Origin of the sequence: Bacillus silvicola (assembly GCF_050524305.1) — a bacterium.
Taxonomy (GTDB): domain Bacteria; phylum Bacillota; class Bacilli; order Bacillales; family Bacillaceae_G; genus Bacillus_A; species Bacillus_A cereus_AT.
Genome location: NZ_JBNGVC010000012.1, coordinates 769,611 through 785,944 on the forward strand (window position 1 = coordinate 769,611; position 16,334 = coordinate 785,944).

Genomic DNA, 16,334 nt, shown 5'->3' on the forward strand with positions numbered 1-16,334 from the left:
CCACCTTCTTTTTCTGTTATTTCACAATACGTGCGTCTTTTAACGGCCAATATAACATATTTGCATTACCAATTACTTGGTCCACTGAAATGGTACCAATTGTCCGGCTATCTTTACTAAAACGGCGATTATCACCTAAAACAAATAATTGACCTTCTGGGACAGTTTTCTTTCCAGTCATTTCTTCAAGAGTAAAATCATATGTAAGCGGTCCGTCAGAAATTTGTTTTTTCTGTTTGTCTAAATACGGCTCCTCATAAGCTTTTCCATTAACGTATAGCGTATCATTACGATATTCGATTTCATCGCCTGGTAAGCCGATAATACGCTTAATATAATCTTTTTCTTCCGTCGCTCGAAATACAATAATATCAAAGCGCTTCGGATCACCTATGTGATAACCTATTTTATTAACAATCATTCGATCACGGTCATGTAAAGTTGGTGACATCGATACACCATCTACGAGAATTGGCGCAAAGAAAAACTGTCTAATAACGCCCGCTAATACAATAGCAATCAAAATTGCTTTGATCCATTCCCAAAGTGAACTCTTTTCTTTCTTCATGCATTTCCCCTCCACAATTATGTAAGCTGCTCGTATTATATCAAAATTTTATATAGATTGGAAAAAGGGAGCTTGTGCATTTACAAGCTCCCATACATGTCTTATCGAATTTCTTTAATACGTGCTTTTTTACCGCGAAGGTTACGTAAGTAGTATAACTTAGCACGACGTACTTTACCACGGCGAAGTACTTCGATGTTCGCGATTCTTGGCGTGTGAACTGGGAATGTACGCTCAACACCTACGCCGTAAGAAATCTTACGAACTGTGAATGTTTCACTGATTCCGCCACCACGACGTTTGATTACAACACCTTCGAAAAGCTGAATTCTTTCACGAGTTCCCTCAACTACTTTTACGTGTACACGTAAAGTGTCTCCAGGACGGAATGAAGGAAGGTCAGTTTTTAATTGGCCTTTTGTAATTTCTGCGATTAATTGTTGCATATTAAATTCTCTCCTTTAAACAGATGCTCTTATAAAGTCTTAATAAATTACAGCGGAACATCGTTAATACGGCTACTGATTTCAGTAGCACAAATGTTATAATAGCATATTGCTAGGACTGTTGCAATAGAAAATATATCAAGCCCTTATTGGTCTTTTTTAATTTGCTCCAGCCATTTCTCTTCCTGCTTAGGTAATTCTCGCTCTTCTAGTAAATCTGGTCTACGCGTATACGTGCGACGCAAGGATTCTTTATGGCGCCATTCATCAATGTTTTTATGATTTCCTGACATTAATACATCCGGTACCTTCATACCACGAAAATCAGCAGGACGTGTATAATGTGGATGTTCTAACAAGCCTGTGCTAAAAGAGTCTTCCACTTGTGACGTTTGATTCCCTAGCACTCCTGGCAGGAGACGTACAACACTATCAGTAATCACCATTGAGGCTAATTCTCCACCGGTCAATACGTAATCACCAATAGAAATCTCATCTGTTACAAGATGTTCACGAATTCGTTCATCGTACCCTTCATAATGGCCACATACAAAAATAACATGCTCTTCTTCAGCAAGCTCTTCTGCCTTCCTCTGCGTAAAACGCTCTCCTTGTGGACACATTAAGACGATTCTCGGTTTACGGTCTGTTTCCTTCGTTAACTCTTCCACCGCATCAAAGATAGGCTGAGGAGTTAATACCATCCCAGCTCCCCCACCATACGGATAATCATCTACACTATTATGCTTACTAGTTGTATAATCACGGAAATTGACAACACGAAGCTCTACCGCTTCTTTTTCTTGTGCTTTCTTTAAAATTGAAGACCCAAACACACCCGTAAACATATCTGGAAACAATGTTAAAATGTCAATTTTCATTATAGCAACCCTTCCATTACATGAATGGTTACTAATTTATTCTCAATGTTAACTTGTAGTACAACGTCATCGATATAAGGAATTAAAAGATCTTGACCTTTTGGACGCTTAATCACCCATACATCATTCGCACCAGGAGATAGGATCTCTTTGATCGTTCCTAACGCTTCTCCTTCTTCCGTTACAACACTGCAACCAATAATTTCATGATAATAGTATTCACCTTCAGCTAGTTCGCCTAACCGCTCTTCTGGTACTTTTATTAAAGAACCTTTCAACTTCTCTACTTCATCTACATTGTTGTAGCCTTCCAATGTTAATAAATCAAATGTCTTATGTTGACGATGAGAATTTACCTTCACTGGAAGATAGTCTGTACCTTTCTCATTACATATGTATAACGTGTTTCCTACTTTATATCGCTCTTCCGGAAAATCAGTACGAGAAATTACACGAATTTCTCCTCTTACGCCATGAGTATTTACAATTTTCCCTACGTTAAACCATTTTGTCATAAATAGTATGTCACCCCTGGTTTCTATATAAATTAAGCATCTCCATTTCATATATGGAACATGCAACTTCTCTTTAAATGTTAAAAAAGGGAGAGGAATTAACTCCTCGCCCTTTTTACGTTTATTGAATTTCCAGTGTTACTTTTTCATCATTATGATGTCCCACTGAATACAAGAGCATTCGAATTGCTTTCGCAACCTTCCCTTGCTTTCCAATGACTTTTCCAACATCCTCAGGATGTACAGTTAATCGATACTTTATCTCTCCGTTGCAAAGTTCCTGTGTAACTTTTACATCTTCAGGATGATCGACAAGAGGCTTGACAATCGTCTCGACTAACTTCTTCATAGTCATTGCCTCAATTACTTACCTTGTTTAGATAAGTGGAATTTCTCCATGATACCTTGGTTAGAGAATAGGTTACGAACTGTATCAGATGGTTTAGCACCGTTTCCTAACCATTTTAATGCTGCTTCTTCGTTGATCTTAACTTCAGCTGGTTGAGCAACCGGATTGTAAGTACCGATTTCCTCAATGAAACGTCCGTCACGAGGAGAACGAGAATCTGCAACAACTACACGATAGAAAGGAGTTTTTTTAGCTCCCATACGTTTTAAACGAATTTTAACTGCCATTTATAAAGCACCTCCGAATTTATTTCACACAGATAATTATATTAGCAAAAAGACTATTGCTTTGTAAAGTATTTTTTCTTAACAGAGCCATCTTTTTTCCTTACATGAATGGAAACTTCAATCCACCTAGTCCTTTTTTCTTACCTTTTTGCATTCCAGTCATCGTCTTCATCATTTTTTTCATATCATCAAATTGCTTGATTAGACGATTAATTTCTTGTACGGTTGTACCGCTACCTTTGGCAATGCGTTTTTTACGACTAGCATTGATTATTTCCGGTTGTTCTCGCTCTAATTTAGTCATAGAACGAATAATTGCCTCAATATGCCCAATTTGTTTTTCATCAACTTGTGCATTTTTCAGCCCTTTAATTTTATTTGCACCAGGAAGCATTCCTAACAATTCGTCAAGCGGTCCAAGTTGACGCACTTGTCCAAGTTGTTCTAGGAAATCGTCAAGCGTAAACGAAAGCGTACGCATTTTTTGCTCAAGTTCTTTTGCTTTCTCTTCATCAACTGTAGCTTGCGCTTTTTCAATTAATGTTAAGACGTCGCCCATCCCTAAAATACGGGATGCCATACGTTCTGGATGGAACGCTTCAATCGCATCTAGTTTTTCGCCCATACCAGCAAATTTAATTGGTGTGTTTGTTACAGCCTTAATAGATAATGCCGCACCACCGCGCGTATCACCATCTAATTTCGTTAATACAACACCTGTTAAACCTAACTGCTCATGGAAACTTTGTGCTACATTTACCGCGTCTTGTCCTGTCATCGCATCGACAACAAGGAAAATTTCATCCGGTTTCGCAACTTCTTTAACTTTCGCTAATTCATCCATTAGTTCTTCATCAATATGCAGGCGACCCGCTGTATCAATTAAAACATAATCGTGATGATCTTCTTTTGCTTTTGCAATCGCTTGTTTCGCAATTTCAACTGGACTTACTTTATCTCCTAAAGAGAAAACAGGCATGTCCAATTGCTTCCCTAATGTTTCAAGCTGTTTAATCGCTGCTGGACGGTAAATATCTGCTGCAACAAGCATCGGTTTACGATTATACTTTTTACGAAGTAAATTCGCAAGCTTACCTGTTGTCGTTGTTTTACCCGCACCTTGCAGACCAACCATCATAATAACAGTCGGTGGCTTATTAGCAACAGCAATTTTGCTTTGCTCTCCGCCCATAAGTTCTGTAAGTTCTTCCTGTACGATTTTAATTACTTGTTGTCCAGGTGTCAAACTTTTCATTACATCTTGTCCGACAGCACGCTCAGACACACGCTTTATAAAATCTTTTACTACTTTAAAGTTAACATCTGCTTCTAAAAGAGCTAGACGAACTTCTCTCATCATTTCTTTCACATCGGCTTCAGAAACTTTTCCTTTGCCGCGGATTTTTTGCATTGTCTGTTGAAGTCGGTCGGCTAATCCTTCAAATGCCATATTGCCGCCCTCCTAATCTAATTTTTCGATAGCTTCAACAACTTGTTTCATTTCTTCATTCACATGCTCTTCTTCGCTGATTAGCTGTTTTAGCTTTGCAACAAGTCGCTGTCGCTCTTGAAACTTTTGAAGTAATACTAATTTATCTTCATATTCTTCAAGCATCGCTTCAGTCCGTTTAATGTTATCATACACGGCTTGGCGGCTTACATCAAATTCTTCCGCAATTTCACCAAGAGATAAATCATCTAGATAATAAAGCGACATATAACTTCTTTGTTTTTGCGTTAACAACGATTGATAAAAATCAAATAAATAGTTCATTCTCGTTGTTTTTTCGAGCATGTTGGATCATCCTTTGTTAAGTGATTTCCCTTTACATGAATTAGTTTACATGGAGTATAAAAGAGTGTCAAGTTTTTTTCTTAACATCACATATTTTTTATAGAAAAAGAAGCGGAAATACCGCTTCTTTCACTTACACTTCTTCAGTTTCTACCAAGTTCGCGAATAAGCCATACACATATTGTTCTGGATCAAATTGCTGCAAGTCATCCATTTGCTCTCCTAGTCCAACAAATTTCACCGGTACATCCATTTCGTTACGAATTGCTAATACGATACCACCTTTAGCAGTTCCGTCTAACTTCGTTAAAACAATACCAGTCACATTTGTTGCCTCGCGGAATGTTTTCGCTTGACTTAAACCATTTTGTCCTGTTGTTGCATCAATAACAAGTAATACTTCATGAGGAGCTCCTGGTACTTCACGCTCAATTACACGCTTCACTTTCTCTAACTCTTTCATTAAGTTGACTTTGTTTTGCAGGCGTCCTGCTGTATCACATAGCAACACATCCACTTTACGAGCCTTCGCTGCCTGTACAGCATCGTACATAACAGCCGCTGGGTCAGACCCTGATCCTTGTTTAATTACTTCTACACCAACACGATCGCCCCATACTTCTAATTGTTCAATCGCCCCAGCACGGAATGTATCTCCTGCCGCCAATAGGACAGACTTACCTTCCGATTTAAATTTATGTGCAAGCTTACCAATTGTCGTCGTTTTTCCTACACCATTAACACCAACAAATAAAACAACTGTTAATTGATCCTCTTGTATATTAACTTCATTACTAAAGTCGCTATCACCTTTGTAAATTCCCACTAACTTCTCAGAAATCACAGCCTGTACTTCTTTTGGATCTTGAATGTTACGACGTTGCACTTCTTCTTTCAACTGATCAATTAATTCCATCACTGTCGAAACTCCAACATCTGCACTAATTAATATTTCTTCTAATTCCTCAAAGAAGTCTTCGTCTATTTTACGGTAACGATACACTAAATCATTTACTTTATCAGCAAATGAATTTCTTGTTTTTTCCAATCCTTGTTTAAACTTCTCTGTTACTGTATCCGTTTGTTTTGAAATCTTTTCTTTTAATTTTTTAAAAAAGCTCATACTTCCCATCCTTCCTATTTACTTGCTACAAGTTCTTCACCATCACCTAAACGAACAGAAACAAGCTTAGATACCCCTGATTCTTGCATTGTTACACCGTACAATACATCAGACTCTTCCATTGTACCTTTTCGGTGTGTAATTACAATAAACTGCGTTTCATCACTAAATTTCTTTAAATACTGCGCAAAACGAGCAACATTAGCCTCATCAAGAGCCGCTTCTACTTCATCTAGCACACAGAATGGGACTGGGCGTACTTTTAAAATACCAAATAAGAGCGCAATTGCCGTCAAAGCACGCTCTCCACCTGAAAGTAAACCTAAGTTTTGTAGTTTCTTCCCTGGCGGTTGCGCCACAATATCAATACCAGTATTTAATAAATCTTCTGGATTTGTCATTACTAAATCCGCTCTTCCGCCTCCGAATAATTCAGAGAATACAGATTGAAACTCCGTTCGAATTCCTTCGAATGTAGTAGAAAAGCGTTTTTTCATCTCTTCATCCATTTCCGTAATAAGTTGATGTAACGTCGATTTCGCTTCTTCCAGGTCATCTCTTTGCTCTAGTAAGAATGTATGACGTTCTGCTACACGTTCGTATTCATCAATTGCCCCTAAGTTTACTGCGCCTAACTCTTCAATGGATAGTTTAATTAATTTCACCTTTTTACGCGCATCTTCTGCAGGCATCGTCATTGTATACTTCAGTTTTGCTGCTTCAAATGAAATAGTATAAGTTTCACGTAAATGTTGCAATCTATTTTCCAACTCTACATCAAGTCGGTTAATTTTCACTTCTTGATCTTTCAACATCTCAAGAATATATTTATGTTTACCTATTGTTTCTTTCACACCGCGTTCTAAATGCTCCACTCTCTCTTGCAATGATACGCGTTGTTCACGACGCGAACGAATTAAATCCGAAGTTTGATTACGATCATACGCTTTCTTCTCTATCATATTCGTAATTTGGTCTTCGCCACTTGAATTAGACGTCATCTCTTGTTTTAAGAACGCTAAATCTTCTTTCGTTTTTACAAGTGTCGTATCAGTCTCTTCTTTTTCCTTCGTTAATCGTTCAACTTTTTCTTTTTGATTAGATAAACGTTGTTGTTGTTCAGCTGCTTGTACTTTTAGCTCAGTCATTTCCTTTTGAACTTTTTCTTTTGAAGAATGTTGCTCACTTTTTTGTTTCGTTAATGCGACGATTTTGCCATCTAATTCCGAAATCTCCGCTTGAAGAGTTGCTAAAATCTTTTCTAACTCTCCTTTACGCCCTTGCATTTTCACTTGATCTTGTAAAAATCCTTCTATCTCTAAATCGTATATAGATAAACGATCATTAATTCGATGTTCTTCTAATTCTAATCGATTAATTTCTTCTCTTAATTTCTGTTCATCTAAACGCTCAGTTTCTACGCCTTGGCGTAGTTCACGTATTTGTACTTCTTTTTCTTGAATCTCTTGCTTTACTGCTTTAACAAAGTTTTCTAGCTTCGTTGTTTTTTCTTCCATATCAGCTAGCTTTTTAGTCCATTCTTCAAGTTCACGCTGGCGCCCTAATAAAGAAGATTTCGCCTGTTTTACAGCTCCACCAGTCATAGAACCACCAGGATTCACTACGTCACCTTCAAGCGTTACAATACGATAGCGATATTGTAATTGTTTCGCTAATTCATTTGCACCGCGTAAATCTTTCGCAACAATAACAGTACCTAATAGGCTTGAAACTACATTCTCATATTTATTGTTGTACTGCACAAGTTCTGCCGCCACACCAACAAACGCTGGATGTTGATTCACAATACGTAATTGTTCAAATGATAACGATCTACTTTTAATAACAGCTTGAGGTAAAAACGTTGCACGACCATGTTTATTTTGCTTTAAAAATGCAATTGCATTACGAGCATGTTCTTCTGTTTGTACTACGATATGTTGCATCGCTGCCCCAAGGGCGATTTCCATTGCAATTTCATATTCTTTCGGCACAGTCAGAAGTTCTGCAACAGCTCCCTCGATACCTTGCAATCTATTTTCTCTAGCCTTTAATACTTCACGTACCCCTTGATAGAAACCAGAATAGTCCTCTTGCATTTCTTCTAGCATTTCTTTTCGAGAACGCGCCTGTTGCACAAATTGATACGCTTGATACAGTTTCGTTTCATTTTCACTATACTGAGACTTACATTTCCCAAGTGCCGTTTCTGTCTTCTGTATGTTAGAAATAATGCCAGCTACTTTCTCCTTCACTTGCTCATAACTTTCTACAAGTTTCGCTTTTTTCGCTGTAATTTCCATACGCATCTGTACATATTTTTCATTTTCTTCATCAAGGCGTTCATTTTTAGAATTTTGCTGTTTAGATTGTTCTTCAATCATAGATAATTCATTACGAAGACTTGCTTGTTGATTTAAAAGTTCAATATAATCACCTTTTAAATTCTCAATCTGTTCCTCTAGATTCACGGCAAAAGTTGCAAGTAGTTGCTCATTATCATGCAATTTCTTCTCCAACTCTTTTACTTGATTCACAAATTGCATTAACGCTTCGGTACTTGTTTCAATTTCGCCATCATAACTTTTAGCTTTCTCTACCAATTCAACAATTAGCTTTTCAAGCTGCGCACAATGCGTCGTCGCATTTTGCTTTCTTTCCTTTAACAACTCACGCTGCCCTTCTAGCTTTTCTAGCTCTTTACTAGAAAGAAGAAGAACTTCTTGTAAAGAGTTTACAGATTCATCAACCGCTTGTAATTGTCCGCGTAATTCCTCAAGCTCTTCTTCACTTTTTTGTAAATTCGTCGACATTTTAACTTCTTCATCTTTATTATGCCCAAATTGATTTCGAAGCGCTTCCCACTTTTCATGTAATTCTTCAATTTCATGTACAATAAGCGCCGCTTCTACTTTTTCTAATTCTTCTTTTTTCTCAAGAAAATCTTTCGCTATAGAAGCTTGTCTTTCTAGCGGCTCTACTTGACTACTCAATTCATGTATAATATCTTGCACACGATTTAAGTTTTCTTGTGTTTCTGCTAATTTCCCTTCGGCTTTCTTTTTACGAAGTTTGTATTTCAGCACACCCGCAGCTTCCTCAAATACCCCTCGACGTTCTTCCGATTTACTACTTAAAATCTCTTCGACTTTCCCCTGGCTAATAATTGAAAAAGCTTCTCTTCCCATACCAGAGTCCATAAATAAATCAATAATATCTTTCAGTCTACAAGATTGTTTATTAATATAAAAATCACTATCACCCGAACGAGATACACGACGTGTTACACACACCTCGTTATATTCAATCGGTAATCGTTGGTCTTCATTATTTAAAGTTAATGTTACTTCAGCAATATTAACCGCTCTTCTCGTATCACTACCTGCAAAAATAATATCCTCCATTTTTGCACCACGTAATGACTTTGCAGATTGTTCACCAAGTACCCAGCGAATCGCATCAGTAATATTACTTTTCCCGCTCCCGTTAGGTCCTACTACAGAAGTTACACCTGGAACAAAATCGACAGATACACGCTCAGCAAAAGATTTAAATCCTGCTATTTCTAATCTTTTTAAAAACACGAAAGGCCTTCCTCCTATTCTCCGTTGTTGTAAACATTGTCTGTACGAAAACAAGCTACTATACGGATTTCCCACTCCTTTTATTTATAAACAAAAGGAAAGTTTCATTCTATGCATAAGGAATCCCCCTCATTCAAAGGGGGATTCCTCATAATTGTTCTTTTAATTTTTTCAATGCTTCTGCAGCAGCTTGTTGCTCTGCCTCTTTTTTTGACTTACCACTCCCAAGACCTAATGCCTCATTATTTAAAGTTACACGTGACACAAATTCTCGGTTATGGGCCGGTCCTTTTTCTTGCAAAATTTGATACTCAATGTTCCCACTACCATCACGCTGAATCAATTCTTGCAATTGACTCTTATAATCCATCACATGAGAAAAAGCACCTTCATTAATTTTCGGATATACAACTTCTTTTAAGAATCCCCAAACTGTTTCAAGCCCTTGATCAAGATAAAGGGCACCAATAAACGCTTCAAAGACATCCGCTAATAAAGCTGGTCGTTCACGTCCACCCGTCATTTCCTCACCTTTCCCTAATAAAACAAGGCTACCAAATGACAATTCGTTTGCAAAACGAACAAGAGATGGTTCACATACAATAGCTGCACGTAGTTTTGTTAACTCTCCTTCGCTCATTGTCGGATATTTTTGAAACAGATACTGTGATACAGTGAGTTCCAATACAGCATCACCAAGAAATTCAAGACGCTCATTGTCCTCATGCGGTTTTTTTCGATGCTCATTCACATACGATGAATGCGTAAATGCTTGAATCAATAATTTTTCATCTGAAAACGTAATACCTATCTCTTCTTGAAATACTTTAAACGCTTCACGATATTTTATTTCGTATTTTTTTTCTCTATGTTTTCGGTACGGCATAGGTCCCTCCAGATATAAGCCGAGAAGCCCCGCTAAAAAACGGGACTTCACTTAAGCATTATAGATGACTCTCTATGTAAGTCACAGCATCGCCAACAGTAGCAATCTTTTCAGCATCTTCATCAGAAATTTCCATTTCGAATTCGTCTTCCAATTGCATTACAAGTTCTACTACATCTAGGGAGTCTGCGCCTAAATCTTCTTTAAAGCTAGCAGCCGGTACTACTTCAGTTTCTTCTACACCTAAACGATCAACGATGATTTTTGTTACACGCTCTAAAACATCTGCCATTCCATTCACCTCCCCTCAAATATTATATAAAATATTGTCCAAAAAAACTAGGTGAAATCGATTCTTTTATTACATTACCATTCCGCCATCAACATTTAACGTTTGTCCTGTAATATATTTGCTTTGATCAGCAGCAAAAAACGTTACAGTATTTGCGATATCTTGCGCTTCACCAAACTGAGCTGCAGGAATTAATTTTAACATTTCGGCTTTTATATTTTCATCTAATACATCCGTCATATCAGTCGCAATAAAGCCTGGAGCAATTGCATTTACAGTAATATTTCGGCTCGCTAATTCTTTTGCTGATGTTTTTGTTAATCCAATTACACCAGCTTTAGCAGCAACATAGTTTGCTTGTCCTGGGTTTCCTGTTACTCCGACAACAGAAGCGATATTAATAATACGTCCATGACGTTGACGCATCATATAACGAGATACTGCCTTCGTACATAAGAAAACACCTTTTAAGTTTGTATTAATAACTGTATCCCATTCTTCCTCTTTCATACGCATTAATAAATTATCTTTTGTTACACCAGCGTTGTTTACAAGAATATCTACTTGTCCAAACGTATCTACAGTTTGTTTCACCATACTCGTAACATCTTCAGCATTTGCAACATCTGCTCTTACTGCAATAGCATCTGAACCTAATTTCTTTATTTCATCGACTACTTCATTCGCCTTTTGCTCATTACCAGCATAATTTACTACAACATTTGCCCCTTGTTTTGCTAAATCAATCGCAATCGCACGACCAATTCCACGTGAAGCGCCAGTTACTAATGCTACTTTCCCTTTTAACATCAGTTTTCTCCTCTCAAATTTGAAATGGTATCTTTTAATGTCTCTTCGTCATATATCGCATATGCTTTCACAGAAGAGTCAATCGACTTCATAAGACCAGCAAGTACTTTTCCAGGGCCGATTTCAATAAATGTATCTACCCCTTGATTCACCATATACTCAATGGATGGATACCATAATACAGGCGAATAGAGCTGTTCAATCAGCTTTTCTTTAATATCTGTACCACGTGTAATAACGTCCGCTGTAACATTTGCAATAACAGGAATATTCGTGTCTTGAATTGTAATTTCATTTAAAACACTTTGGAATCTCTCAGCAGCTGGCTTCATAAGTGAGGAATGAAATGGTCCGCTTACTTTAAGAGGAATTGCTCTTTTAGCACCATTTTCTTTCGCTCTTTGAGAAGCAAGTTCTACTCCTTGATTTGTTCCAGAAATAACAATTTGCTTCGTGCTATTCATATTAGCAATTTGCACCGCATATCCTTCACTTGTTACTTCTTCTGTAACTTGTTTCAGCATTTCCGGATCAGCACCTAAAATAGCTGCCATTGCACCTTCCCCGCCCGGAACCGCTTCTTCCATATATTCCCCGCGTTTCCTTACAGCATATACAGCATCTTCAAAAGTTAATGCACCCGCTGCTACAAGAGCGCTATATTCACCTAAACTATGTCCCGCGACAAAATCCGGTATAATATCATACTCCTTCAAAGCTGTTAAAATTGCAAAACTCGTTGTTAATAAAGCAGGTTGTGCATTTGTCGTTAATGTTAGTTTTTCCTGTGGCCCTTCAAAAATCACTTCTGAAAGTGAATCTTGCAGCACCTCATCCGCTTTTGCAAACACTTTCGCAACCTCGTTATTATTCTCCGCTAACTGTCTACCCATTCCAACTGCCTGTGAACCTTGGCCCGGAAAAAGAAATGCTAGTTTTCCCATTTCAAATCCTCCTCTTATTGAAGCGGCTCTTTCTCCATTACATTTGAAATTGTAGGAATTACTTCTTTCGCTACCATTTCTCTTGTTTGACGAATCGCACTAAATATCGATTGGTCATTTGAAGAACCGTGAGCCTTAATGACAGGAGCTTTTAACCCAAACAATGCCGCTCCTCCATACTCCGAATAATCCATTTTATCTTTTAATACCATAAGTTTTGGTTTTAATACCGCTGCTGCTAATTTGCTCGTAAACGAACTCATTAATTGCTCTTTTAACATAGAGAATAATGCAAGTGCTGTTCCTTCTAATGATTTTAGAGCTACGTTACCTGTAAAACCATCACATACAACAACATCTGCTACACCTTGCAATAAATCTCTTGATTCAACGTTTCCAACAAAATTAATTGGTGCATCCTTGAGCATAGCAAAGACTTGTTTTGAAAGCTCGTTTCCTTTGCCATCCTCTGTTCCAACGTTTAAAAGTCCAACGCGAGGATTTTTAATTCCTCTTACCTTCTCTGCATAAACAGAGCCCATTACTGCATATTGATATAAATGGATTGGTTTTGCATCAACGTTTGCTCCAACATCTAACATCACAAAACCTTCTCCATCAACAGTTGGCATTGTAGGTGATAAAGCTGGTCGTTCAATTCCTTCCATACGACCAACAACAAATAATCCAGCTGCCATTAAAGCTCCTGTACTTCCTGCTGATATACAAGCATCCGCTACGCCGTTCTTTACTTGCTCTGCTGCCAGTACCATTGAAGCTTGTTTTTTTCGGCGAACCGCTCTTACTGGTTCATCTGTCGATTCGATTTTTTCGTCTGTATGAAGTATAGTAATTCGCTCTTCACTCGTTAAGTATTGACGAATTTCCTCTTCTTTCCCTACTAACGTAATATGTAAATCTGGGTATTCCTTAATAGCTTTCATTGCTCCTAATACTACAGCCTTTGGAGCATGATCGCCGCCCATTGCATCTATTGCGATTTTCATAAGTTGTTACCTTCCTCACTATAATTACTAGATCGATACATTTCAAAAGTGCCTGTGAAAACAAGTTCTTCTCCAACAAAGCTACGCACTTTGACAACCGTCCGTCCTTTATCATTCTCTACATCTTCAACACGTGCTTTTGCAACAACACGCTCTCCTAATTTTACAGGACGAATGTATCGAATGGTAGACTTTGCAGTTAAAGCTAATTCTTCATCAATAACCGCAACAGCTAGTGAGTTTGCTTGTGCAAACAAATGATGCCCACGAGCAATTTGATTTCTTTTAAATACATGTTCTACCTTTACTTCAAAGATAGAAATCGCATGTCTATCTAATTCTATATCGATAATTTCTCCGACAACCTCTTCTAACGGTAAAGATTTCACATCTTCTTCATGTTGTTTTGTAGCCACATGCTTAATTCGTTCTCTTAATTCAGGAATAGATAATTCCATACGATCAAGACGAACAGTTTGTATGCTCACTTGAAATTTTTCCGCTAAATCTTCATCCGTTATAAAAGGATTCGTTTCTATTGTTTGTTGTAATAATTCTTGTCTTTCTTTTTTACTTCTTCTTTTTTTCATACCGCACCATCCATTTTTATGACTAGGTACTAACAGTAGTATATAATCATTAAAAGTAGAATGCAACAAAAACTTTTGCAGACTACTCTTAGTCGAGCTTCTCTCCCTGGAACACACCTGTTCCGTCAAGATAAGCACGCAACGAAGCATACTGATCATTGCGCCAAAACGCTTCTGAATCAACTAGTATCGCCGCATCTTGTCTCGCTGTTTCTAACGCTCGATAATCATGTACCATATCAGCAACCTTAAACTCTGGCAGACCACTTTGCTTACTTCCAAAGAAATCTCCAGGACCTCGTAACTCTAAATCTTTTTCTGACAATACAAATCCATCATTTGTTTCAGTCATAATGCGCATTCTTTCTTTTCCCGTTTCTGATTTCGGGTCCGCAATTAATAAACAATATGATTGTTCACTACCACGCCCAACGCGCCCCCTGAGCTGATGAAGCTGCGATAAACCGAAACGCTCCGCGTCATAAATAACCATAACAGTCGCATTCGGTACATTCACACCTACTTCAACAACTGTTGTCGATACAAGAATTTGCACTTTATTTTCACTAAACTGTCCCATTATCTCTTCTTTTTCTTGAGATGATAGTCTCCCATGCATTAATCCAACTTGACATTTCCCTTGATAATGATGAGTCAGCATACTATGTAAGTCGATAGCATTTTGTACATCAAGCTTCTCAGACTCTTCAATTAGAGGACAAATAACATATGCCTGTCTTCCTTTTTTTATCTCTTTCTCCACAAAACCGAGAACACGATCTAACATATCATGTTTTGCCCAGTGCGTTTCGATCACCTTTCTACCAGCTGGCATTTCATCGATAATAGAAACGTCCATCTCTCCAAATGCAGTGATAGCTAACGTACGCGGGATTGGGGTCGCCGTCATAAACAACACATCTGGACTTTCACCTTTCTCACGTAAAACCCGGCGCTGCGCTACACCAAATCGATGCTGTTCATCAGTAATAACAAGACCTAACCTATGAAATATAACTTCATCTTGAATTAAAGCGTGCGTCCCAACAAGGATATCTACTTCCCCTTGCTCTAATCTCGCCAAAATTTCTCGACGTCTCGCACCTTTAACAGAACTTGTTAGCAGTTCAACCTTCATACCGAAATGTGAAAACGTCTCAGCGAGCGACTGATAATGCTGTTCAGCTAAAATTTCCGTAGGAACCATCATAGCACCTTGATAATGAGCTAATTTCGCTCCATAAAGGGCAATCGCAGCAACAACTGTTTTCCCAGAGCCTACATCCCCTTGCAATAATCGATTCATGCGATAGGGAGATGTCATATCTTTCATTATTTCATCTACAACCCGGCTTTGTGCGCCAGTTAACGGAAACGGAAGTGCATCAGTAAACTCTTGCAATTCTACTGACGAAATTTCTTTTTTCGTGCCCTTTGAATTTTCCCTTTCCATTTTCCGTAATGTTTGCATTTTCAACTGGAACAAGAAAAACTCCTCATATACAAAACGGCGCCGCGCTTGCTTTAAGTCTTCCTGTCCCACTGGAAAATGTAACGCCCTGAGCGCTTCATAACGTGGTAATAATTTATACCTACTTAACAAACCGTCAGGTAACACTTCAATTATAGAGTCTCCATATTCCTTTAAAGCCTGGGCAATAAAACGGCGCATCTGCTTTACTGTCAACTTCCCTTTCACTGAATACACTGGCTCTACTTCTTGTTGACGCACAACCGGTCCAAAGTGAAGTTCTGATACAGCGATCGTTTGGCGATGCTGATCCCATTTACCAGTAATCGTTACCGTCTCATCTAGCTTTAACTTTTGTTTATAATATGGTCTATTAAAACATACGGCTGTAATTAAATAACGCCCGACAAGAACACGAACTGTAAGACGCGACTTTTTCTTTCCATAATATTGAAGTAAAGGAGCGCTATGTACTTTCCCTTCAACCGTCACACGCTCATCATGCTTCACTTCAGCAAGATCTTTCATCGCATAGTCTTCATAACGGTACGGAAAATATTCTAATAGATGAGAAACTGTATAAATTCCCATCTCGTGTAATAACTCAGATGTTTCTCCTCCGATTCCCTTTACATCCGTAACAGGAACTTGTACAACTTCATTCAAGATTCTCACGCTCCGTCACATTATTTTCTTCGATTCATTCTATAGATTCTCCATTAACATCATCGACATCTATAATCGCTCTCTTTCACCCTATATATTCTATCATAGGCATTCTAAGAG

The 16,334-nt window shown here is 38.1% G+C and carries 17 protein-coding genes; all 17 read right to left on the reverse strand.

The genetic code is table 11. The features are described 5' to 3' along the window. Window positions 1-16: 16 nt before the first annotated feature. The 17 genes from lepB to recG all read right to left on the reverse strand — a co-directional run bounded on the left by lepB (window position 17) and on the right by recG (window position 16,214). Window positions 17-568, reverse strand: coding sequence for a signal peptidase I (gene lepB, locus ACP6L7_RS15710; protein WP_097830958.1), 552 nt, complete (start codon window positions 566-568; stop codon window positions 17-19). Window positions 569-669: 101 nt separating this feature from the next. Next, window positions 670-1,014 (reverse strand): 50S ribosomal protein L19, encoded by a 345-nt coding sequence (gene rplS / locus ACP6L7_RS15715; protein ID WP_001186517.1) that lies wholly within the window; start codon window positions 1,012-1,014, stop codon window positions 670-672. Window positions 1,015-1,160: 146 nt separating this feature from the next. After that, the gene (trmD, locus tag ACP6L7_RS15720) at window positions 1,161-1,895 is read right to left on the reverse strand and encodes a tRNA (guanosine(37)-N1)-methyltransferase TrmD (protein ID WP_430529301.1); all 735 of its coding nucleotides are present in this window, start codon (window positions 1,893-1,895) and stop codon (window positions 1,161-1,163) included. Beyond that, window positions 1,895-2,410: a ribosome maturation factor RimM gene (gene rimM, locus ACP6L7_RS15725; RefSeq protein ID WP_430529302.1), complete on the reverse strand. Its 516-nt coding sequence runs from the start codon at window positions 2,408-2,410 to the stop codon at window positions 1,895-1,897. Before rimM ends, trmD begins: the two co-directional genes overlap by 1 nt. 121 nt (window positions 2,411-2,531) lie before the next feature. After that, window positions 2,532-2,759: a KH domain-containing protein gene (locus ACP6L7_RS15730; protein WP_000737392.1), complete on the reverse strand. Its 228-nt coding sequence runs from the start codon at window positions 2,757-2,759 to the stop codon at window positions 2,532-2,534. Window positions 2,760-2,773: 14 nt separating this feature from the next. Further along, window positions 2,774-3,046 (reverse strand): 30S ribosomal protein S16, encoded by a 273-nt coding sequence (rpsP, locus tag ACP6L7_RS15735; protein WP_000268750.1) that lies wholly within the window; start codon window positions 3,044-3,046, stop codon window positions 2,774-2,776. 100 nt (window positions 3,047-3,146) lie between these two features. Then, window positions 3,147-4,496, reverse strand: coding sequence for a signal recognition particle protein (gene ffh / locus ACP6L7_RS15740; protein WP_097830956.1), 1,350 nt, complete (start codon window positions 4,494-4,496; stop codon window positions 3,147-3,149). 12 nt (window positions 4,497-4,508) lie between these two features. Further along, a complete protein-coding gene (locus tag ACP6L7_RS15745; protein WP_000891061.1) occupies window positions 4,509-4,841 on the reverse strand; it encodes a putative DNA-binding protein in 333 nt (110 codons plus the stop codon). Between the two features lie 133 nt (window positions 4,842-4,974). Then, window positions 4,975-5,964 (reverse strand): signal recognition particle-docking protein FtsY, encoded by a 990-nt coding sequence (gene ftsY, locus ACP6L7_RS15750; RefSeq protein WP_000007653.1) that lies wholly within the window; start codon window positions 5,962-5,964, stop codon window positions 4,975-4,977. 14 nt (window positions 5,965-5,978) lie between these two features. Next, complete coding sequence (gene smc, locus ACP6L7_RS15755; RefSeq protein WP_097830955.1) at window positions 5,979-9,548, reverse strand: chromosome segregation protein SMC; 3,570 nt, start codon at window positions 9,546-9,548, stop codon at window positions 5,979-5,981. A gap of 148 nt (window positions 9,549-9,696) precedes the next feature. Further along, the gene (rncS, locus tag ACP6L7_RS15760; protein ID WP_097830954.1) at window positions 9,697-10,434 is read right to left on the reverse strand and encodes a ribonuclease III; all 738 of its coding nucleotides are present in this window, start codon (window positions 10,432-10,434) and stop codon (window positions 9,697-9,699) included. 58 nt (window positions 10,435-10,492) lie between these two features. After that, on the reverse strand, window positions 10,493-10,726 hold the full coding sequence (gene acpP, locus ACP6L7_RS15765; RefSeq protein ID WP_000786062.1) for an acyl carrier protein: 234 nt from the start codon (window positions 10,724-10,726) through the stop codon (window positions 10,493-10,495). A 69-nt stretch (window positions 10,727-10,795) separates the two neighbouring features. Next, the gene (fabG, locus tag ACP6L7_RS15770) at window positions 10,796-11,536 is read right to left on the reverse strand and encodes a 3-oxoacyl-[acyl-carrier-protein] reductase (protein WP_097830953.1); all 741 of its coding nucleotides are present in this window, start codon (window positions 11,534-11,536) and stop codon (window positions 10,796-10,798) included. After that, window positions 11,536-12,480 carry an ACP S-malonyltransferase gene (gene fabD, locus ACP6L7_RS15775; protein WP_097830952.1) on the reverse strand — a complete coding sequence of 315 codons (945 nt, stop codon included), beginning with the start codon at window positions 12,478-12,480 and terminating at the stop codon, window positions 11,536-11,538. Before fabD ends, fabG begins: the two co-directional genes overlap by 1 nt. A 14-nt stretch (window positions 12,481-12,494) precedes the next feature. Then, the gene (gene plsX, locus ACP6L7_RS15780) at window positions 12,495-13,487 is read right to left on the reverse strand and encodes a phosphate acyltransferase PlsX (protein ID WP_097830951.1); all 993 of its coding nucleotides are present in this window, start codon (window positions 13,485-13,487) and stop codon (window positions 12,495-12,497) included. Further along, the gene (fapR, locus tag ACP6L7_RS15785) at window positions 13,484-14,077 is read right to left on the reverse strand and encodes a transcription factor FapR (protein WP_000747352.1); all 594 of its coding nucleotides are present in this window, start codon (window positions 14,075-14,077) and stop codon (window positions 13,484-13,486) included. The genes plsX and fapR overlap by 4 nt, the downstream gene beginning before the upstream one ends. Before the next feature lie 88 nt (window positions 14,078-14,165). Next, a complete protein-coding gene (gene recG, locus ACP6L7_RS15790; RefSeq protein ID WP_430529303.1) occupies window positions 14,166-16,214 on the reverse strand; it encodes an ATP-dependent DNA helicase RecG in 2,049 nt (682 codons plus the stop codon). Window positions 16,215-16,334 lie beyond the last annotated feature (120 nt).